This is a genomic window from Pseudoalteromonas sp. 120-MNA-CIBAN-0494 (assembly GCF_040308885.1).
Lineage (GTDB): Bacteria > Pseudomonadota > Gammaproteobacteria > Enterobacterales > Alteromonadaceae > Pseudoalteromonas > Pseudoalteromonas nigrifaciens.
This window is the reverse complement of the sequence record NZ_JBEOOE010000048.1, coordinates 1-19,938: the sequence shown is the minus strand read 5'-3', so window position 1 is coordinate 19,938 and position 19,938 is coordinate 1. Positions and strand designations below refer to the sequence as shown.

21 protein-coding genes are annotated in these 19,938 nt (G+C 40.3%); 5 read left to right on the top strand and 16 right to left on the bottom strand.

Annotated elements, in window-relative coordinates; genetic code table 11:
- Positions 1 to 207 precede the first annotated feature (207 nt).
- The 6 genes from AAEY55_RS17085 to xerD form a co-directional block, all read right to left on the bottom strand.
- Positions 208 to 387 (bottom strand): hypothetical protein, encoded by a 180-nt coding sequence (locus AAEY55_RS17085; RefSeq protein ID WP_011327222.1) that lies wholly within the window; start codon positions 385 to 387, stop codon positions 208 to 210.
- A 193-nt stretch (positions 388 to 580) separates the two neighbouring features.
- Complete coding sequence (gene lysS, locus AAEY55_RS17080; protein ID WP_011327221.1) at positions 581 to 2,116, bottom strand: lysine--tRNA ligase; 1,536 nt, start codon at positions 2,114 to 2,116, stop codon at positions 581 to 583.
- 27 nt (positions 2,117 to 2,143) lie between these two features.
- Positions 2,144 to 3,242 (bottom strand): peptide chain release factor 2 gene (gene prfB / locus AAEY55_RS17075; protein WP_182677139.1). Its coding sequence is split into 2 segments (ribosomal slippage): positions 2,144 to 3,166 and positions 3,168 to 3,242, totalling 1,098 coding nucleotides; the frame shifts between segments, so codons are not numbered across the junction.
- Between the two features lie 145 nt (positions 3,243 to 3,387).
- Positions 3,388 to 5,109, bottom strand: coding sequence for a single-stranded-DNA-specific exonuclease RecJ (recJ, locus tag AAEY55_RS17070; protein WP_011327219.1), 1,722 nt, complete (start codon positions 5,107 to 5,109; stop codon positions 3,388 to 3,390).
- Between the two features lie 84 nt (positions 5,110 to 5,193).
- Positions 5,194 to 5,922, bottom strand: a complete 729-nt coding sequence (gene dsbC, locus AAEY55_RS17065) for a bifunctional protein-disulfide isomerase/oxidoreductase DsbC (RefSeq protein ID WP_041454340.1) — start codon at positions 5,920 to 5,922, stop codon at positions 5,194 to 5,196.
- Positions 5,923 to 5,984: 62 nt separating this feature from the next.
- The gene (gene xerD, locus AAEY55_RS17060) at positions 5,985 to 6,911 is read right to left on the bottom strand and encodes a site-specific tyrosine recombinase XerD (RefSeq protein ID WP_350552381.1); all 927 of its coding nucleotides are present in this window, start codon (positions 6,909 to 6,911) and stop codon (positions 5,985 to 5,987) included.
- 107 nt (positions 6,912 to 7,018) lie between these two features.
- Here xerD and fldB point away from each other — a divergent pair, with 107 nt between their 5' ends.
- Positions 7,019 to 7,540, top strand: a complete 522-nt coding sequence (gene fldB / locus AAEY55_RS17055) for a flavodoxin FldB (RefSeq protein ID WP_350552385.1) — start codon at positions 7,019 to 7,021, stop codon at positions 7,538 to 7,540.
- 63 nt (positions 7,541 to 7,603) lie between these two features.
- On the opposite strand, the gene AAEY55_RS17050 is transcribed toward fldB, so the two are convergent.
- Both AAEY55_RS17050 and AAEY55_RS17045 read right to left on the bottom strand, forming a co-directional pair.
- Complete coding sequence (locus AAEY55_RS17050; protein WP_011327215.1) at positions 7,604 to 8,050, bottom strand: DUF2147 domain-containing protein; 447 nt, start codon at positions 8,048 to 8,050, stop codon at positions 7,604 to 7,606.
- A 52-nt stretch (positions 8,051 to 8,102) separates the two neighbouring features.
- Positions 8,103 to 8,801, bottom strand: a complete 699-nt coding sequence (locus tag AAEY55_RS17045; protein ID WP_182683836.1) for a tRNA1(Val) (adenine(37)-N6)-methyltransferase — start codon at positions 8,799 to 8,801, stop codon at positions 8,103 to 8,105.
- A gap of 75 nt (positions 8,802 to 8,876) precedes the next feature.
- Between AAEY55_RS17045 and srmB the strand changes: the two genes are divergently transcribed.
- Complete coding sequence (gene srmB / locus AAEY55_RS17040) at positions 8,877 to 10,103, top strand: ATP-dependent RNA helicase SrmB (protein ID WP_058372586.1); 1,227 nt, start codon at positions 8,877 to 8,879, stop codon at positions 10,101 to 10,103.
- 254 nt (positions 10,104 to 10,357) lie between these two features.
- Positions 10,358 to 10,678: a BON domain-containing protein gene (locus tag AAEY55_RS17035; protein WP_011327212.1), complete on the top strand. Its 321-nt coding sequence runs from the start codon at positions 10,358 to 10,360 to the stop codon at positions 10,676 to 10,678.
- Positions 10,679 to 10,817: 139 nt separating this feature from the next.
- On the opposite strand, the gene AAEY55_RS17030 is transcribed toward AAEY55_RS17035, so the two are convergent.
- Positions 10,818 to 12,995 (bottom strand): YgiQ family radical SAM protein, encoded by a 2,178-nt coding sequence (locus tag AAEY55_RS17030; RefSeq protein ID WP_089367764.1) that lies wholly within the window; start codon positions 12,993 to 12,995, stop codon positions 10,818 to 10,820.
- 306 nt (positions 12,996 to 13,301) lie between these two features.
- On the opposite strand from AAEY55_RS17030, the gene AAEY55_RS17025 reads away from it, so the two are divergent.
- On the top strand, positions 13,302 to 13,856 hold the full coding sequence (locus AAEY55_RS17025) for an SRPBCC family protein (RefSeq protein ID WP_350552377.1): 555 nt from the start codon (positions 13,302 to 13,304) through the stop codon (positions 13,854 to 13,856).
- Positions 13,825 to 14,694, top strand: a complete 870-nt coding sequence (locus AAEY55_RS17020) for a TIGR03899 family protein (protein WP_350552374.1) — start codon at positions 13,825 to 13,827, stop codon at positions 14,692 to 14,694. Before AAEY55_RS17025 ends, AAEY55_RS17020 begins: the two co-directional genes overlap by 32 nt.
- Positions 14,695 to 14,730: 36 nt before the next feature.
- Here AAEY55_RS17020 and AAEY55_RS17015 read toward each other — a convergent pair whose 3' ends face one another.
- The 7 genes from AAEY55_RS17015 to dusA form a co-directional block, all read right to left on the bottom strand.
- Positions 14,731 to 15,501, bottom strand: coding sequence for a TIGR04219 family outer membrane beta-barrel protein (locus tag AAEY55_RS17015; RefSeq protein WP_086996921.1), 771 nt, complete (start codon positions 15,499 to 15,501; stop codon positions 14,731 to 14,733).
- A 3-nt stretch (positions 15,502 to 15,504) separates the two neighbouring features.
- The gene (locus AAEY55_RS17010) at positions 15,505 to 16,491 is read right to left on the bottom strand and encodes a DUF2333 family protein (protein ID WP_011327207.1); all 987 of its coding nucleotides are present in this window, start codon (positions 16,489 to 16,491) and stop codon (positions 15,505 to 15,507) included.
- Between the two features lie 8 nt (positions 16,492 to 16,499).
- Positions 16,500 to 17,009, bottom strand: coding sequence for a copper chaperone PCu(A)C (locus AAEY55_RS17005; RefSeq protein WP_350552371.1), 510 nt, complete (start codon positions 17,007 to 17,009; stop codon positions 16,500 to 16,502).
- 78 nt (positions 17,010 to 17,087) lie between these two features.
- Positions 17,088 to 17,414: a hypothetical protein gene (locus tag AAEY55_RS17000; protein ID WP_182677133.1), complete on the bottom strand. Its 327-nt coding sequence runs from the start codon at positions 17,412 to 17,414 to the stop codon at positions 17,088 to 17,090.
- 36 nt (positions 17,415 to 17,450) lie between these two features.
- On the bottom strand, positions 17,451 to 17,657 hold the full coding sequence (locus tag AAEY55_RS16995) for a PspC domain-containing protein (protein ID WP_086996915.1): 207 nt from the start codon (positions 17,655 to 17,657) through the stop codon (positions 17,451 to 17,453).
- A 10-nt stretch (positions 17,658 to 17,667) separates the two neighbouring features.
- A complete protein-coding gene (locus tag AAEY55_RS16990) occupies positions 17,668 to 18,348 on the bottom strand; it encodes a PspA/IM30 family protein (RefSeq protein ID WP_179808192.1) in 681 nt (226 codons plus the stop codon).
- A gap of 253 nt (positions 18,349 to 18,601) precedes the next feature.
- A complete protein-coding gene (gene dusA, locus AAEY55_RS16985) occupies positions 18,602 to 19,570 on the bottom strand; it encodes a tRNA dihydrouridine(20/20a) synthase DusA (RefSeq protein ID WP_080516805.1) in 969 nt (322 codons plus the stop codon).
- Positions 19,571 to 19,938: the final 368 nt, after the last annotated feature.

Genomic DNA, 19,938 nt, shown 5'->3' with positions numbered 1-19,938 from the left:
ATTCGAACCCTCGATAGAGCTACAAACTCTATACTCCCTTAGCAGGGGAGCTCCTTCGGCCACTCGGACACCTCTCCGTCTTGTGGGGCGTATAATAAAGAGTTCAGAAAATATGTCAAACACTTTTCTACCAAATGTGCCTATATGGTTATAGATTGTGCATCTAGTTAGTTTTAATGTGTAATTAGTTTGAAATTCAAACAACTTTTAACTTTTTTCTGGTGGGTTAACGCCTAACACAGGCACTAAATCATCATTTAACTCTGCAAGATACTGCTCTTGATAACCTAACTTTTGAAACTCTGCAATACAGGCTCGGTAAAAGGCTTGTCTTGCATCTTCTGTTTCACAGTTATTGATTGGGTTTTCAATACATTTATTTTTCATATTATTATTTATAAATCCATTTAATCTTTTTATTTAGAGCCTTAAATCAATCCTCTAAATTTCCATCGTAGTGTAGCGAACAACTTTACATAAATGCAACAGTGCGTTTAAAAAACACTCAGATTAAAAAGTTATAGCCCAGACACAAAAACGCCGCATTTAAGCGGCGCTTTATTACTTTACATTATTAAGCTTAGTCGGCTTGCGGGCGCATATGCGGGAACAAAATAACGTCTTTAATGGTTGGAGAGTCAGTAAACAGCATTACTAAACGGTCAATACCAATACCTTCACCTGCAGTTGGTGGTAAGCCATACTCTAGTGCGCGTATGTAGTCTTCGTCGTAATGCATTGCTTCATCATCGCCTGCGTCTTTCTCTTCAACTTGACGAGTAAAACGCTCTGCTTGGTCTTGTGCATCGTTAAGCTCAGAGAAACCATTAGCCAGCTCACGTCCGCCAACAAAAAACTCAAAGCGGTCTGTAACAAATGAATTTTCATCGTTACGACGTGCCAATGGTGATACTTCCCATGGGTAGCCGGTAATAAACGTAGGTTGAATAAGCATGTGCTCTGCTGTTTCTTCAAATATTTCACACAAAAATTTACCTGGGCCCCAAACACAGTTTTCAGGAATTTTAACGTGTACTTGCTTAGCGTACGCTTTTAATTGTTCAAAATGGTTTTCTGGGTCGTTAAACACTGCCGCATCAAACTCAGGGTTATATTTTAAAATTGCGTCGCTCATGCTTAAGCGCGTAAACGGTTGACCAAAATCGTATTCAACTGAGTCAATTACTTCGCCGTTTTCGTCTTTAGTTGTGTTAACTACCACAGCACTACCAAGTACGTTTTCTGCAACTGTACGTAGCATGTCTTCGGTAATGTTCATCAGATCGATGTAATCAGCGTATGCTTGGTAAAATTCAATCATTGTGAATTCTGGATTGTGACGCGTAGATAACCCTTCGTTACGGAAGTTACGGTTAATTTCGAATACGCGATCAAAACCACCTACCACTAAACGCTTTAAGTACAGCTCAGGCGCTATACGTAGATACATGTCAATATCAAGCGCGTTATGGTGTGTTACAAACGGGCGTGCCGATGCACCGCCAGGAATAACCTGTAGCATGGGTGTTTCTACTTCCATAAAGTCACGGTCTGCTAAAAAGCGACGAATGCCTTCAACTACTTGTGAGCGAATGCGGAATGTTTCACGCGTTGCTTCGTTAGTAATTAAATCAACGTAACGTTGACGGTACTTAGTTTCTTGATCTGATAAGCCATGGAATTTTTCAGGCAACGGGCGAAGTGACTTAGTTAATAGTTGGTACTCTGTCATTTCTACGTATAAATCGCCTTTACCCGATTTATTAAGCGCGCCTTTAACACCAATAATATCGCCAGTATCTAGTTGGCCATATTTTTCTTTTAAATCTTTTTGCACATCTTTAGACGCATATGATTGTACGCGGCCTTTCATGTCTTGAATTACAAAAAATGGTCCGCGCTTTGCTAAAATACGTCCAGCAATAGACACTACTTGTTGTAACTCTACTAATTCTTCTTTGCTCTTATCACCAAACTGGGCTTGCAAATCTGCCGTGTAATGCTCACGACGGAATTGGTTTGGATGACCGTTGGCTGGGCAATTTTGGCGTATAGCATCTAATTTGCCACGACGCTCAGCGATTAACTTGTTTTCGTCTTGGATTTGATCAGTCATTTTTTTAGCTCTTTATTAGCTTGGTGGTTATAAACCAGATTTTAAGCTGGCTTCTATAAATTTGTCTAAGTTGCCGTCAAGTACCGATTGGGTATTACGGCTTTCAACGCCTGTACGTAAATCTTTAATGCGAGCGTCATCGAGTACGTATGAACGAATTTGACTGCCCCAACCAATGTCCGACTTTGAGTCTTCTTGGGTTTGTTTTTCAGCATTTTGCTGTTGTAACTCTAGCTCAAACAATTTTGCTTTTAACTGTTTCATTGCTTGGGCTTTATTTTTATGTTGTGAGCGCTCATTTTGGCACTGCACTACGGTATTTGTTGGTACGTGCGTAATACGAACCGCTGATTCAGTGGTGTTAACGTGCTGACCACCTGCGCCCGAGGCACGGTAAACGTCAATACGTAAGTCAGACGGGTTCATATCAATTTCAATATTGTCGTCAACTTCTGGGTAAACAAATGCAGAGGCAAACGAAGTATGACGACGACCACTTGAGTCAAACGGGCTTTTTCGCACTAAACGATGCACGCCAGTTTCGGTACGTAACCAACCATACGCGTATTCGCCAACAAAGCGAACTGTTGCGCCTTTAATTCCTGCAACATCGCCGCCAGTAGCTTCCACTAATTCAACTTTAAAGCCTTTAGCCTCGCCCCAGCGTAAATACATACGCAGCAAAATATTACACCAGTCTTGTGCTTCAGTACCGCCAGAACCAGATTGTAAATCAAGGTAAGCGTCGTTTGAGTCATGAGGACCGCTAAACATACGACGAAACTCTAACGCTTCTAGTTGCTCGTTCAAGTCTGTTAGTTCGCTTTGTGCTTCATCAAAGGTTTCTTGATCTTCGGCTTCTACAGCAAGCTCAAGTAAGCCTTCAACGTCGTCAGTACCCGTCACTAAAGTATCGATAGTTTCAACAACAGCTTCTAATGCCGACTTTTCACGGCCGAGAGCTTGTGCGCGTTCAGGTTCATTCCATACGGCTGAGTCTTCAAGTTCGGCGTTAACTTCTTCTAAGCGTTCTTGTTTAAGAGCATAGTCAAAGGTACCCCCGAAGCAACTCAGTACGTTCGCGAATTTCCTTGATTTGGTTAATCACAGGATTCACTTCAAACATGGTCATTACTCCAAAATGGCTAGGTTATTACGCTCCTTAAAAAGGAATTAACGCAATATATTATCGTCAAATGATAAAAACGCCCGATTTTAACAAAAAACCGTGCGCTTTATTAGCACTTTATGCGATCTATTCTAGATATTTTTTAGCTGGCTTTTTCTAGCTCTCGGATAATTAATTGCAGGGTGAACTTGCCTCTAAACTCATTTATATCGAGCTGATACGCTGCTTTAACAAATTGTGCGTTGTTATCTGGCCATTCTTTTACATCAATGCCAAAAGCTATGGCATCAACTAAGCGGCCTGATTGATGTTTTAATACCAGTTTTAAATGCTTTTCGCCCACTATACGCTGCTGAATTAACTCAAATGTGTGCTCAAATACCGGTTCAGGAAATTGCTGCCCCCAAGGGCCCGCTTGTTTTAATTGCTGGGCAAAATCCATGGTAAAACACTCATTTGGCAACTCGCCATCGGTAAATACAATGCAGCGTTTACTTTCTTCACTAAGCTGGGCGCTAACGGCAGTATCAAAGGCGTGTTTAAATTCGCTAAATTGCTGCTCATTAATACTTAAACCGGCCGCCATGGCATGGCCACCAAACTTACTAATTAAGTGCGGATCGGCCGTACTTAGCCCTTCGAGTAAATCGCGTATGTGCAGCCCTTCAATTGAGCGACATGACCCTTTTATCTCACCGTTTTCGCCACCCGCAAATATAACTGTTGGGCGGTGGTATTTTTCTTTTAAACGCCCGGCTAAAATACCAATAACACCTTGGTGCCAATCCTCTTGGTATAAACAAATAGCGTCGGGAATATTGTCATCATTAAACGCTAACTTATCAAGCACAGCTTGCGCTTCATGCTGCATGCCTTGCTCTATTTCGCGGCGTGCAAAGTTTAAGCTATCTAGCTCACTGGCAATGCGCCTAGCTTGGTTTATATCGGTACTGAGTAAGCAGGCTATGCCTAAACTCATGTCATCTAAGCGCCCTGCGGCATTTAGGCGCGGAGCAAGCGAAAAACCAAAGTCGCTGGCACTCAATCTTGAGGCATTACGATTAGCAACCTCAATGAGGGCAGTAATGCCTGGGCGAGTTTTACCACTGCGAATACGCGCTAGTCCTTGGTGCACCAATGTCCGGTTATTGGCATCAAGCGCCACTACATCGGCTACAGTACCAAGCGCAACTATGTCGAGCAGGTCGGCTAAGTTAGGCATAGGCTGCTGCGCAAAATGATTTTGCTCACGCAGTGTGCTTCTAAGGGCAATAAGTAAGTAAAAAGCCACACCAACACCTGCAATCGATTTAGACGGAAAGCTGCAGTCGTGCCTGTTCGGGTTTACTATGGCATCGGCATTAGGGAGTGTTTCGCCCTGTAGGTGATGGTCGGTAACCAGCACTTTAATATTGGCGGCTTTTACAATATCAATACCCGCAATACAGGAAATACCGTTATCGACTGTAATTACTAAATCGGGTTTAAGCTGAACTATTTGCGCAGCTAACGCCGGGCTTAAACCATAACCTAAGCTAAACCGATCAGGTACTAAGTAATCTAAATGAGCAAAGCCAAACATGGCCAAGCCTTGCATTAATGTAGCGGTACTGGTTGCACCATCAGCATCAAAATCGCCAACAATTAAAATATGGCTTTGGGCATGTAGCGCCTCAATTAACAAGTCGCAGGCTTTGTCCATATCTTTAAATAACTTAAAGTCGTGTAATGTGGCGGCGCTGTTATTTAGCTCATCGGCATGGGAAACATTTCGCGTGGCATAAATTTGCTTAATTACAGGGTGTAAATGACTCGGTAAATGTGAATCATCGACGTTTTCGCGCGTTTGGATCGTTTTTTTCATGCAGATTTTTAACTTATTTGGTTCATCATAAATATACAAAAAAAGGCCTTTCGGCCTTTTTTATGCGCACCGTAAATTTAATTACTATGGGGCTTTACTAGCGTTAAGCGCAGCGCTTAATGCGGCAGCTGGCTGATAACCTGGGATCATGGTGCCATCTTCTAAAATAATAGCAGGTGTACCGGTAACACCAAAGCTTTGACCTAGCTGATAATGCTCAGCAACTGGCGCACTACAACCTTTAACTGCTGTAGTATTTGAGCCACTTTTAGCTTCGGTTAGTGCTTCTTGTTGATCTTTAGCACACCATACGTTCATTAAGTCATTATAACCTGAACCTTGTAGGCCACCGCGCGGAAACGCTAAATACTTAACGGTAATACCCGCTTCAAGTAAATCATCTAGCTCACGGTGTAATTTACGACAATAACCACAGCTAATGTCGGTAAATACGGTAATGCTATGTTTTTCGTTAGGTGCTTTGTACACTATCATCGAATCTTCGTATTCTTTTAACCCAGCTTGGCGTACGCCGTTTAGTGCTTTTTCGGTTAAATTACTACGATTATTTAAGTCTATAAGTGTCCCTTGCATTAAAAACTGTCCGTCTGGGCTTGCATAAAGCACACCTTGATTAGTGATCAGTTCTTTTAAACCCGCTACTGGGCTTGGGTTTATTTGCTTAACGGTAACACCAAGCGCGGCAAATTTAATAACAATAGGATCATTAGCGTTAGGGGCTACAGCCACATCATTCGCTACGGCACTTAAACTAGTGCATAACATGGCACCTGCTAACATTAATTTTTTCATAATTCTTCTCTATTTTTATAAATACATATCAATTGACCGGCTTAGTGATAATAAATTTCATATTAAGCACGTGGATGATGCTGCGCATGTACCGATTTTAATCGCTCATTTGCAACATGCGTATATATTTGGGTGGTTGATAAATCACTGTGTCCTAACATCATTTGAACCACACGTAAGTCTGCCCCATGATTTAATAAGTGGGTTGCAAATGCATGGCGCAATGTATGCGGTGACAATGACGACTCAATTGATGCCAAAATAGCATAGTGCTTCACTCTATGCCAAAAAGTTTGTCGGGTCATGCCAACCCCTCGCTTTGAGGGAAACACAAAGTCGGTGGCGTGTTTAATCATTTGCGCCCGTCCCACCTTTAAAAACTGCTCAAGCCAATACATGGCCTCTTCGCCCAGTGGTACTAAACGCTCTTTATTCCCCTTACCTTTTACAAACACTACAGCTTGGCGCAAATTAATTTGTTCAATCCGCAGCCCTACAAGCTCACTAACCCGCAAACCTGTTGCATATAGTAACTCAAGCATGGCTTTATCGCGCAGCCCCATTGGCTCATCGGTATTGGGAGCGCTCAGTAGCGCCTCTACTTCAGCCTCCGAAAGCGTTTTAGGCAAAGACTGTCCTGCTTTAGGTTGCGCAATATTGAGCATTGGCGAGTCGCTAATTAACTTTTCGCGCACAAAGTACTGATAAAAACGCTTAAGCGCACTAATACTACGCGCAGTACTACGCGGCTTTAAGCCTAGATCAACTCTATGGGCTAAATAGCTTTCAACGTCTAGGCCGGTTACAGTCATTAAATTTTTGCTTTTTAAAAACTGGCAAAACTTATCTAAATCGCTGCGATACGCCGATAGTGTATTTTCACTCACCCCTTGCTCTAAATACAAACAATCTAAAAAGGTTTCTAGGTAATCGTTATTGCTTTTTGGTGCCGTGCTTGGTTCTGAAAAGTCGTCAGCTAGCGTTGTCACTTTTGTGCTCTCATTTTTGTTATAGCCATTGCCTAAGGTATCAATTAAAAACACCTTACGGTAAACTTGAGCTTATCATATCAGGCAATTACACAGTGATAAATACGATGCAAATTGGTTTATTTTTTGGCTCTACTACCTGCTACACCGAAATGGCAGCAGAAAAAATTCGCGACATTATTAGTGCCGATATCGTTACCTTGCATAATATTAAAGACGAACCACTAAAAAATGCAGAGCAATACGATTTCATTATTTTTGGTATTTCAACCTGGGATTTTGGTGAAATACAAGAAGACTGGGAGTCAAAGTGGGACGACATAGCAGACGTAAACTTAAATGGTAAAACCATCGCGTTATTTGGCATGGGTGATCAACAAGGTTACGGCCAGTGGTTTCAAGATGCGCTTGGCATGCTACACGACGAAATAAGTCCGCAAACATTTACCCAGTTAGGTTTTTGGCCAAACGACAATAGTTACGAGTTTGAAGCATCTAAAGCACTCACCGAAGACGGTACACACTTTGTTGGTTTAGCCCTTGATGAAGACAGCCAGTACGAGCTAAGCGACGAGCGTATTGCCACTTGGGTTGAACAGGTAATGACCGAGTACAGCGAAACCCTGTAATACTGTTTATTATTGTTGTACTTGTAAAGCGCAGCCACACTGCGCTTTAATTTTATTGGCTAACTACTCTACTCTTAGCCAATATTGGTTACGATAAAAAAAGCCAATATAACCACGCACTTCTAATTTTTCACCAGCATCTTGAGTCGTTAAGCGCACTGTATAGCTTTTACCGTTATTTGGGTCGAGTATTTGACCGTCTTCCCAACTACCATCACCGCTATCAATCACATTATCAATAATGGTCATGCCTAATATGGGCTGATCTTTTTTATCGCCCGAGCACTGCGAGCACACTGCATTTTGCTTATCTTTATTTAATAATGTTTCAATGGTGCCGCTTAAAACCCCGTTATTTTCAACTATACGGACATACGACTTAGCTTCATTAGTGTCTTCATCAATGGTTTTCCAAAGCCCAACAGGCGTCATACTGGCAAGTACGCTCTGCGTTGTAAAAAATGTAGCGGCTAAGGCGCTTAATAATACTGATTTAGTTCGTTTTTTCATTATAAGTTTCCTGTATACATATAAACTCATCATACCAGCACTGGTTACCACATTACATCTTCAAATAAAATGCTTTGCATAGCGTAATATAATCTTCGCTATAGTTGTTTTCATTATCTTTTATACACAAAGCTGATTCCACAATGCTCTGGTTTATATAGCTAAAGGTCATTAGGCTTCGGCTAATCGCTTTATTTGGCGTCGCCTTTACTTGGCAATGAGTATTTAAAAAAAGCCCGTTTTGAGTAGCAAGTTCAATAAACACCGCAACCTCTGTAGTGGGTAAAATTAAGCTAAAGGTTGAGCCTGAATGACTGAGCTTTTTAAAAGCACTAATTAGCTCAGCAAAACTTAAACCATCTGTATGGCGCGCAATATTACGCGCCTTATTATTACCTTTTAAACTGTGATTAAAATACGGCGGATTGGCTATCACTACATCAAATGGCTGCGCGCTGTTAAAAGTTTGAATGCTTTGCTGGTGCACCTCTATATTTGGCCACGGGCTAGCGGCAATATTTTGCAACGCTTGTTGGTAAGCATTTTTATCAACTTCTACCGCCGTTATAGTTAACTGGGGGCTGCGCTGTTTGCACATAAGCGCCAGCAATCCCGTGCCTGTACCTATATCGAGCAAGCTGTTGGCATTACTTAAATTAGCCCATGCTCCAAGCAAAATACCATCGGTTGATACCTTCATTGCACACTGTTCGTGCGCAACTTTAAATTGTTTAAATGCAAAACCAGACATTTTTTCACCTTTTCATTCACCAAGCAGGCGTAACCGAGTATAATTAGTGCCATTGTCCTTTATTTTTGACACTCTATGCAATTTTCTGAATTTGATCTTGATAACAAGCTACTCGACGCCATTAATAAAATGGGTTACGAAACGCCAACCAGCATTCAACAACAAGCTATTCCTGAAGCACTTCAGGGGCGTGACATTTTAGCATCTGCGCCTACAGGTACAGGTAAAACAGCCGCCTTTTTAATTCCGGCTATTCAATATTTATTGGATTTTCCGCGTCGTGATCCTGGTTTTGCGCGCGTATTAGTAATGACGCCAACTCGTGAGCTAGCTTATCAAATTCATGAACAATGCGAACTACTTGCTAAACGTACTAACCTTAAAATTGGGGTAGTAACAGGCGGTATTAACTATGGTACGCATAAAGAGATTTTTGAAAAAAATAATGACATTTTAATCGCCACCCCAGGGCGTTTAATGGAATATTTAGAAACCGAAAACTTTCATGCTGAACACGTAGAAATGCTTATTATTGATGAAGCCGACCGCATGCTAGACATGGGCTTTAAAAAAGAAATGAGCCGTATTTGTGATGAAGCTAAAAATCGTCGTCAGTGCTTTTTATTTTCAGCAACCCTTGAAGGCGACAGTGTTGAAAGATTTGCTGAAACAACGCTAAACGATCCAGCATTGCTTGAAGCTGAATCGTCACGCAAAGAAAAGGCTAAAATTCACCAGTGGGTACATTTAGCCGACGACTATCATCATAAACTTGAGCTGTTAGTTAATACCCTTAATGGCCCAGACGTAACTAAAGCCATAGTGTTTGTTAAAACCCGTGAGCGTCTTGAAACGCTAATTGGTGAACTAACAACTAACGACGTTAAAGCAGCCTGGTTACGCGGCGAAATGCCGCAAGACAAACGCATGAAAGCGATGGAAAACTTCCATAGCGGCAAAACCCGTATATTAGTTGCTACCGATGTAGCGGCGCGCGGTATTGACGTGGCTGATATTAGCCATGTAATTAACTTTGACCTACCACGCACAGCCGATATATATGTACACCGTATTGGCCGTACAGGCCGCGCTGGTAAAAAAGGCATCGCTCTTTCACTGGTTGAAGCGCACGATATTGGCATTCTTTATAAAATAGAACGCTATATTGAGCAAAAACTTAAACGTCGTGTTATTAAAGGATTAGAGCCAAAGCATAAAGAAGCTAAGCCGCCGGCTAAAAAGCGTAAAGATCCGGTTAAAATGAAAGCGAAGAAAAAAGCTAAGGTTAAAAAGAAAAAGTAACTTAAGCGCATACTGTAAGTAGTATTATATTAGCCGACAAAAATGTCGGCTTTTTAATGCCTGCTCCTCCATAACTGCATGGTTTAGGGCTATGTAATCTCTACTTAGTTTTATGTAACAATTGCCCACCTGAATTCCCACTTAATAAAATAGCCTTTATTTTCAGTACATTAAATATGGAACGATAATTGTAACTATCATGGTAACTCTGCCTAATTTGGCTACCCGATTAATTGCAATGTAAGGATATGATTATGAGCCGTTTAAAATTAACTATCGCTTTAGTATCATTTTGTTGTTTGTTTTTATTAGCATGCGCTACAAAAGTGAGTGCTACAACAAATATGGTTGTCGTTAGCAGCCTAGCAACCCAACCAAACTTACAGCAATCGATTACCCACACTTTGCGTACCAACCCCAATTTAGCGCTAAGCGATATTCGCGTACAAGTTAAAAATGGTGAAGTAGATTTATACGGTAAAGCGCAAACAGGTTTTGAGCGTGCGTTGGCACAAAAGTTTTTAGAAAATATGGATGGCGTAAAAATCATTCGTAACAAAATTGATATTATTTAAGTTCTACTTAAATAACTTACATAAAAAATGCCGCTTATTGCAAAATAAGCGGCATTTTTTTCAGTGCTCATATATTCAGTAATCAAGCCCAAGCTTAGTAATAAGCCAAACAGGCTAACTACTTTTTAAGCTATGAGCTCTATTTAGCTCTTTGGCGATTACTCGCTACCTTTGGTTTTGTATTGGCCTTATGAAATTGGCTAAAACCAGTATGGCGCGTTAATGCTGGGCGCCCACCTCGACTACTTCCTTTTGCAGCTCTTTCGTCGCGCCCTTCTTCTGGCACTAAGCAATTTGGCGCTTTACCTATTAGGTTAGCTTTACCCATTTTGCGCAGTGCTTCGCGGATCATTGGCCAGCCCGCAGGATCGTGATAGCGTAAAATTGCTTTATGTAAACGACGCTGGCGCGCACCTTTCGGCACAGGTACTACTTCGGTATTATTTTTAATATTACGCAGTGAGTTCATCTCGGTATGATAAATAGTGGTCGCATTTGCCATTGGAGATGGGTAAAAATTTTGTACCTGATCAAGTTTAAAGTCGTTCGACTTAAGCCACAAAGCCATGTTTACCATGTCTTCGTCTTTAGTACCTGGGTGCGCCGAAATAAAGTATGGGATTAAATACTGCTTTTTACCCGCTTCTTTTGAGTACTTATCAAATAACGCTTTAAACTGATCGTACGCTCCCATACCTGGCTTCATCATTTTTGATAATGGTCCATCTTCGGTATGCTCTGGCGCTATTTTTAAATATCCACCTACATGGTGAGTAACTAATTCTTTAACGTAACGTGGATCTTGCACGGCTAAATCGTAGCGTACACCCGAGGCGATTAATATTTTTTTAATGCCTTTAACTTCACGGGCTTTTTTATACAGCTCAATTGTTGGCGTATGATCGGTATCCATATGCTTACATATTTCAGGGTATACACACGATAAACGTCGACAGGTACTTTCTGCTTTTTTGCTAGTACAACCCAATTTATACATGTTGGCTGTTGGGCCACCTAAGTCAGAAATAACCCCGGTAAACCCGGGTACTTTATCTCTAATTTGCTCAATTTCTTCAATTATTGATTCTTGCGAACGGCTTTGAATAATCCGCCCTTCATGTTCGGTAATCGAACAGAAACTGCAACCACCAAAACAGCCTCGCATAATATTAACTGATGTTTTAATCATGTCGTAGGCAGGTATTTTTGCATCCCCATAGCTAGGATGAGGAATACGTTGATACGGCAAACCAAATACGGCGTCCATTTCATGTGTTTCTAGTGGATATGCTGGGGGATTAACCCAAATAGAACGATCGCCGTGGCGCTGAAAAATAGCACGAGCACAACCTGGGTTAGTTTCTTGGTGCACAATACGAGAAGCATGTGCATACAATGGCTTATTCACACTTACTTGCTCAAACGCAGGTAATTTAACGTAGGTTTTTTCCCATGGCTTAGGGCGCGCTGGCTGAATAGTAATAACCTTGGCGGCTTCGGCTTTTAAGTCTATACCTGCTTGTTTAAATTCTGATTTGCTACAGCCAACATCATCTGCGCCATACGGGTTTGGAATTGGATCAATTTTACCTATTTTATCAATAGCGGTAGAGTCACTGCCACGCCAGCCTGGTAACGGCTCTTTACGAATAACCGCAGTCCCTCGTACATCTTGAATGGTATCGGTACTTTCGCCCGCTGCAATACGATGAGCAACCTCAACCAGTGGGCGCTCCGCATTACCATATATTAAAATATCGGCTTTAGCGTCAAACAAAACACTACGACGCACTTTTTCTTGCCAATAATCGTAATGAGCAACACGGCGTAAACTTGCTTCAATACCACCTAAAATAAGTGGTACATCTTTATACGCTTCGCGGCAACGTTGTGAGTAAATGATTACCGCACGATCAGGGCGTTTACCACCAATGTTGTCTGGCGTGTAGGCATCATCATGGCGCATGCGTTTTTCAGCAGTATAACGGTTAATCATCGAGTCCATGTTGCCAGCGGTTACACCAAAAAATAAATTGGGTTTACCCAGCGCCATAAACGCTTCTTTAGAGTCCCATTCTGGCTGGGCAATAATACCCACTCTAAAACCTTGCGCCTCAAGTACTCGGCCAATTACTGCCATCCCAAAACTAGGATGATCTACATAAGCATCGCCACTAATAATAATTATATCGCAGCTATCCCAGCCAAGTGCATCCATTTCTTCGCGTGTAGTAGGTAAAAATGGTGCTGTGCCATAACACTCTGCCCAATACTTTGGGTATGAGAATAAGCCGCGCTTAGCTTTAAGTGTGCTCATAAAGTTGACCGTTTAATAACAAAAGGCGCAAATTATACCCTATACCAACCTACCTTGATAGAGCACTACTTTGCTGTGCCGCGTGGTTTTAAATTGAAGTTTCGTTATTTTTTAGCACTCATACACCTCTATTAACTATTACTTTTCATAGGTTGTGGCTAAGTATCTAGTTCAATTAAAAAATAGCTGCTATAAAATTAACCTCGAAAGTTAAGCACACCCGAGTTAATATGCTAGATTAATAATAAGTTACGAGTTTGTAACCTAATTTATCTGAGGTTTTTTATTAAAATATTAAAAACGTTAGTGCAATTTTTATTAATTTTACTCTTACTTTTTATCGTTATTGGCCTATTACTACCACAGAGCTATAACGTAACAAAGAGTATTAACATTAATGCTAATACGCACATAGTAAAACCCTTAATCACTGATTTTTCGCAGTGGCATAAATGGTCGCCTTGGAAGAAGCTAGATCCCTCAGTGGAACTTTCCTTAGGTGAGCCAAGCACAGGGGTTGGTGCTCATCAATCATGGCAAAGTAAATGGGGCGCAGGTGAAATGACCACCACAGCGTTAAGTGCAAACAAAATGGTGTTGAATATTTTATTTGCTCAAGAACACATTATTGCCGCTAAAGTAATATTTACGCAAAATGCAAAAACGGTCACGGTTACTTTTCAAATTACGGGGCAAGCCACGCTGCCTTTAGTTTCTGGGTATGTGGCTGTGCTTAGTAAGCACATTTTAAGTAACGCAGTATCACTGGGGCTCAATAATTTAAAAACAGTAGCGCAGCTAAGTGATGCACAAACAATAATGGAAAATCATGGCAGTCAAAACCGCACAAGCAAGAATTAATCTCGCTAATACCATAGAGTCGTTACTGGGCTATCCTATTATTAAAGTAGGCAATAATGAGCAAAGTTATGGCCCCCAAGGCAAGGTTAAACCGCTATATCGCATTAATAGCGACAATACAGTTTTAGCTAGAGCACAAAAAAGACAAGACTTACTGCTCATTAAACAACAGCAAAATATAGAAAAAATTTTAGCTATGGCAATGGATTTTTGTCCTGACGTAGCCAGTAGTAAACAACCCGATGCCGATTGGGTAGAACACTTTGTAGCACTATGTGGTGATACCTCAAATCAATCTATGCAGTCACTTTGGGCAAAAATACTCACCGGTGAAACGCTTAACCCGGGGACTTTCTCAATAAAAAGTTTGCAAACACTTAAGCATATGACCCAGCGCGAAGCTGACTCTCTACAAAAGTGTGTACCCCTCTCTGGTTATAATGAAAAAGACGATAGCCACTTTATTTTACTAGGGTTTTATAAAAAACCATCACTATTTGATTTGTTACGTAAGGGCAATAAAGTATCTTTAAATCTAGGAAAAACAGGGATTAGCTTTCCTGATATATTAACTTTAATGGATTTAAATTTACTATATCGAAAAGAGATTGAATCTGCGGTACTAAAAACTGGGCAAGAACTTACGTTATCGTTTTTATCACAAAAAGTAACGTTAAAAGCAAAAAATAGCGATTTAGTATTGAGTTATTATAAGTTTACGCAAACAGGTGATGAGCTATCTAAACTCATTAACTACCCGGTAAATAAAGTGTATAAGCAGTTACTTAATAGTGCACTTGAGAGTGAATTTGAACTAGCGTGGCATACTACTAAGTAGCAAAACCACGCTATATACTATTAATTAGCAGTGTAATTAAAAGTGTACTTGAATGCCCGCAAATGGACCCGATGCATCAATATTAGTGTTAATATCATCAACATCGTCTAGCTCTAATGTCATTGAGCGGTAACCTGCTTTAACAGCAACATCTATTGCTAGGTTATCAATAAATTCCCATGCAATACCCATTTGGTAATCTTGAACTTTGCTATCGTCAATTGCTACAAAGCTGCCCTCAAAAAACACGCTTAAACCGGTAAAAGGTAAGCCTGCTTCAGCGCGGCCGTAAACCAATGGTACAAAGCCTGAAAACTCAACAGTTTCAGTATAATCAGCGCCACCTTGTTGCGTAGTACCTTTAACTAAAATCTCACCATCAAACTGCTTAGCGTTAACACCCAAATCGATAGAGATTAAGTCGTTATCAAAGATTTCGTAATAAAATGTGTAATCAATGTGAGTTAAGTCACTTACTGAATTAACCGTAGTACCTACAACGTAATCTGAACCATTAAAAGAAAATGTTTTATCCAGACGTGTAGAGCCGGTAAGCTCAAGCTCTGTGTATCTTAATTTAATATTAGGTACTAATGGCACTGGATGCTCAAGTGCAGCGTAGTAGCTTACGAAGGTTTCATCGTCAAAATTAAAATCTTGTGGTGCATTTCCTTTATAAGAAAAGCTTCCTTCGTTATCCGCTTTCCAGCCATCAACACCTACATACAAGCCTAATAAGGTATCAGCTTGCGCTGCAGGCGCTAAACATGCCATTGAAAGGGCTGCTGCTAAACAATACTTTTTCATTTTCTATCCTTGGGTCAATAATTCGCTAAGTTCAATAAGAGCCGCATTGGCTCTAGAAATATAATTTGCCATAACCAGTGAATGGTTTGCTACATAACCAAAACCATTCCCATTTAATATCATTGGGCTCCATACTGTTTCTTGAGTTGCCTCAAGCTCTCGTATAATTTGCTGCACACTTACGCGTGCATTCTTTTTCTCAAGTACATCGGCAAAGTCATATTCTACCGCTTGTAAGAAATGCAATAAAGCCCAAGTAGCACCGCGCGACTCATAAAATACATCATCAATGTCTAACCATGGCGTTTTTGCTTGCTGTTGTAATGGAGAAAAAGTGGCTTGTGTATTTGATGTATTACCCGCTAAATCAGTGTTTACTTTATCTTGGCCTACACTAGCGCTTAAACGCTGACTCAAGCTACCTAAACGCTTTTCAGCTTCTTTTAGCCAACTGCGCAAGTTATCGGCGCGAGCATAGAATTGACTGTCACGCTCATGGTCATTCGCTATTTGAGTACGATATACCAATAAGTAATCAATGCCTTTTTGGTACTCACCTTCAGCGCTTGGCCACGCCCACGCTTCAGAGCTAATATTAAACTGCGGCTGTGCTTTTTTTAGAGCTTCGTGTTCAGTTGATTGCGATTGCGAACGGCTAAAATCTTTACGCATAGAAAGGGCTAAATCACGCACCATTTCGAGTGCGCCATATTCCCACGCAGGCATATCGTCCATTATTATACTTGGCGGCAAAACATCATTTGATAAATAACCGCCTGGCTTTTCGAGTAACGTACTTGCTACCGTTATTAATGTTGATGTTGTTGTATAACCAATAACAAATTGCTCATTACGTTGCTGGGCTTGCTGCTTTGCTTTTTCTACCACATTAAAACGAGCAGGCTCCGTACTCCAATAAACAGCTATTGCGTAAAAAATAATTAGTAATATAGCTAATGCTGCAACTATTTTCCCTTTATGTTGTGACATTGATCCTCCTAATGATGAGTATGTTGTTTTGATGCTTGTGATTGTTCTGCTTGTGATGCAAGCGATACCACCTGAGCATTGGTAAATACACGGTTGCCATCACTAAAATATAGTGTGAGTTTACGTTGTTGGCCTACTTTTAACGGTTCTTGTGGTTCAAAAATCATTAAATGATAGCCACCAGGCTTAAAATCGATTTGTTGATGGGCGTCAATTGTTAACGATTCAACTTTTTGCATTTTCATCATGCCATCTACGTGCAAGTGCTCATGAATTTCAACGCGACCTAAGCCATCAATAGTTGCTTTAGTCAACGTAGCCACAGTATCACTATGATTTATAATACTTAAATAACCTACACTTGAAGTTGTGGCAGGTAAAAACTCCCTTACTTGTGCATTACTAACCTTAATAATAGCAACATCCGCATCGTGATTATGCCCTGAATGTGCCATCGATGATGATGAAAAAAGACTTAAAACCGACACCAAAACAATTGAAATACACTGTTTAATCACCACTCTAATCCTTGTTAAAACATAATGCTAAGTATCAAATTTAACATAGTTCAGTTGCAATAGTCAGTTAATTTGGAGTTAAGATGCTACTTTTTTGTTATCAGCTACTAACCAGCAAAGTACCGCAATAAATAGTAACGGCCAAGCAATCATCAGCGATCCAAATAAAAATGCCAATACAGTTCCGACTAATGCAACTGCTGCTGCGCCAACTAATCCTATCGTTATTAGTACTGTAACAGCTACAAAAATAATAATAGCCGCTAAAGCTCCTATTAGCTCAAGCCCAGTCCAACTTGTATCTGCAATCCAAAGCGGTAATTGCCAAGTATCAAAGTGCACCGCAGAGACAACATCAGTAAAAAATAGTAAATAAACAATTATACATACGGCTAACGCTTTCATTTAGCTCTCCTTAATTCAATCTAAATGTAAATTAGCTTAAATTGCTTTTTCTTCTAGGCAGCAATGCGCAATAAAATAACCTAGTGCAATTGCAAACGGAAAACTCAAAAATAATAAAATAGTGACAAGTCGTGTTGACCACACAGGTAAATCTAATCGCTGCGCTAAACCACTGCACACACCAGATATTTTTTTATCAAGTGGATCTTTGTACCAACCACGTTTGCTGTTAAAACTATTCATAATTATCTCCTTAAGCACTCTGTTTTAAGTTAGTTTTTAAATCAGCTTTTAAGCGAGCTAATTCTGCATCTACTTGTTCGTTTTTCACCAAAGCGTCTATTTGTGCAGCTATAGTATTTTCTGAATCAGTAAGCTCGTACGCTTCTACCTGTGCTTCAATACCTTCTACGCGCTGCTCTACTTTCTCAAATCGAGAGAGTGCATGTGCAACTTTTTCACTTTGTAATTGGCTATTTATTTGCCCCCTTGCAGCCACTATATTGTGCCGCTGTACTAACTGTGTTTGCTTGGCTTTAGCCTCGGCTATTCTTTGTTGCAAACGCTGACAATCCGCTGTCATTTTAGTTATTGATTGCTGCAGCGTTTCTAGTTGCAGCTGCTTTGCTACAACTGTGTTACTAATGGTTTGTTTTTCAAGCAAAGCTGATTTTGCTAAATCATCTCGACCTCTCTCTATTGCTAGCTCAGCTTTATCCTGCCAATATACTAAATTGTTATTTTTATTTTCAATTTGACGTTTAAGTGTTTTTTCTTCGCACAACAAAGCCGCTGTCGTAATACGACACTCAGTAAGTGCATCTTGCATCTCGCTGAGCATTAAATTAAGTAATTTTTCTGGATCTTCTGCCTTGTCTAATATCGACACTATATTTGCTTGAACAATATCGGTTACGCGATTAAATATTCCCATCAGATTCTCCTGTTAACTTTTTAAGTGATTACACAAATTAGATTCCAAGAGTTATGCCAAGTAATAATATAAACAGTAAAACACATTAAATTCAGCAACTTAAACTTATAATTTATAAATTAAAGTTACTTTTAACTGAATATGATTAAGTGTAATTAGCCAATAAACTAAACTTTTGACTATTTTTTAGGATCAAAAAAGCCATCCGAAGATGGCTGTATTTATTCATTTATTAAATTATTCACTTAGCTGATTATTCAGGTACAAAACTCAAAGCTTTATCCATTACCGATAAGTCGGCTTGTTTTCCATGGCCATTTTCAGACAGATGACGCCTAAATCCACGGGCACCAGGCTGCCCCTGAAAAATCCCCAGCATATGACGAGCAACATGCCAAAAGTTAGCCCCTAAGCGCATTTCGTCTTCAATATAACTATACATAGAGCGCACGACATCATGACGAGATTGCGTGTTAGCGATATCACCATAAATCTTTTCATCCACTTCATTGAGTATAAATGGGTTGCTATACGCTTCTCTACCAATCATCACACCATCAATATGCTGTAAATGCTCTAAACTTTGTTCAATTGTTTTAACACCACCATTAAGACTTAAATCGAGTTGTGGATAATCTTTTTTCAACTGATAAACACGTGGATAATCAAGCGGCGGTACCTCTCGGTTTTCTTTAGGGCTTAACCCCTTTAACCAAGCTTTACGAGCATGAATAATAAAATCATCACAACCAACATTATGCGACGCTTCTATAAGTGCACACAAAAACTCATACGAGTCTTGCTCATCAATACCAATGCGCGTTTTAACCGTAACAGGTATATTTACTTCTGCTTTCATTGCCGCCACACAGTCAGCAACCAATTGCGGCTCACCCATTAAACAAGCACCGAAACGACCATTCTGCACGCGATCTGACGGGCAACCTACGTTTAAGTTAATTTCGTCATAACCACGCTCACCCGCAAGCTTTGCACATTGTGCAAGAGCCTGTGGATCAGAGCCACCCAGCTGCAATGCAACAGGCCCTTCGTGTTGATTAAAGTGTAGGTAGTCGCCTCGGCCAAACAAAATAGCACCCGTGGTGATCATTTCCGTGTACAACACTGTATGCTTAGTCATTTTACGATGAAAAGTACGACAATGACGATCAGTCCAATCCAACATTGGGGCTACAGAAAAGCGTCTATCGAGTGGTTTCATTGGTACACCGTGCTATATAAGTTTAAGTACATTTCGTTCAATTTAAATATCTCTTTTTTGCTTATTTACACACATTTAGATCTATTATTAATAAATAACTACACCGTAGGGAACAATCAAAAGGGGTGTTTTAGAATATAAAATCAGGCGTATCTGCGCTAAATTCAAACATTATTATATCAGAATAAGCAAAAAATATAGATACCATTTATATTGAAAACGTCAGCGTTCAAAGTTCAGCCACCCACATTTCACTTTTCTGCAGACGTAAAAAAGCCCGAATCGTTAAATTCGGGCTTTCTACAATTTGGAGCCTGGCAATGTCCTACTTTCACATAGCAAATGCTACACTATCATCGGCGCTGTTT

Excerpts from the sequence above, each read along its gene's own strand:
- AAEY55_RS17030 (WP_089367764.1), bottom strand. The coding sequence starts at position 12,995 with ATGAGCACACTTAAAGCTAAGCGCGGCTTATTCTCATACCCAAAGTAT.
- srmB (WP_058372586.1), top strand. The coding sequence starts at position 8,877 with ATGCAATTTTCTGAATTTGATCTTGATAACAAGCTACTCGACGCCATT.
- fldB (WP_350552385.1), top strand. The coding sequence starts at position 7,019 with ATGCAAATTGGTTTATTTTTTGGCTCTACTACCTGCTACACCGAAATG.
- AAEY55_RS16990 (WP_179808192.1), bottom strand. The coding sequence starts at position 18,348 with ATGGGAATATTTAATCGCGTAACCGATATTGTTCAAGCAAATATAGTG.
- AAEY55_RS17045 (WP_182683836.1), bottom strand. The coding sequence starts at position 8,801 with ATGTCTGGTTTTGCATTTAAACAATTTAAAGTTGCGCACGAACAGTGT.
- AAEY55_RS16995 (WP_086996915.1), bottom strand. The coding sequence starts at position 17,657 with ATGAATAGTTTTAACAGCAAACGTGGTTGGTACAAAGATCCACTTGAT.
- AAEY55_RS17010 (WP_011327207.1), bottom strand. The coding sequence starts at position 16,491 with ATGTCACAACATAAAGGGAAAATAGTTGCAGCATTAGCTATATTACTA.
- AAEY55_RS17020 (WP_350552374.1), top strand. The coding sequence starts at position 13,825 with ATGGCAGTCAAAACCGCACAAGCAAGAATTAATCTCGCTAATACCATA.
- AAEY55_RS17015 (WP_086996921.1), bottom strand. The coding sequence starts at position 15,501 with ATGAAAAAGTATTGTTTAGCAGCAGCCCTTTCAATGGCATGTTTAGCG.
- recJ (WP_011327219.1), bottom strand. The coding sequence starts at position 5,109 with ATGAAAAAAACGATCCAAACGCGCGAAAACGTCGATGATTCACATTTA.
- AAEY55_RS17035 (WP_011327212.1), top strand. The coding sequence starts at position 10,358 with ATGAGCCGTTTAAAATTAACTATCGCTTTAGTATCATTTTGTTGTTTG.
- dsbC (WP_041454340.1), bottom strand. The coding sequence starts at position 5,922 with ATGAAAAAATTAATGTTAGCAGGTGCCATGTTATGCACTAGTTTAAGT.
- lysS (WP_011327221.1), bottom strand. The coding sequence starts at position 2,116 with ATGACTGATCAAATCCAAGACGAAAACAAGTTAATCGCTGAGCGTCGT.
- AAEY55_RS17000 (WP_182677133.1), bottom strand. The coding sequence starts at position 17,414 with ATGAAAGCGTTAGCCGTATGTATAATTGTTTATTTACTATTTTTTACT.
- AAEY55_RS17085 (WP_011327222.1), bottom strand. The coding sequence starts at position 387 with ATGAAAAATAAATGTATTGAAAACCCAATCAATAACTGTGAAACAGAA.
- dusA (WP_080516805.1), bottom strand. The coding sequence starts at position 19,570 with ATGAAACCACTCGATAGACGCTTTTCTGTAGCCCCAATGTTGGATTGG.
- AAEY55_RS17050 (WP_011327215.1), bottom strand. The coding sequence starts at position 8,050 with ATGAAAAAACGAACTAAATCAGTATTATTAAGCGCCTTAGCCGCTACA.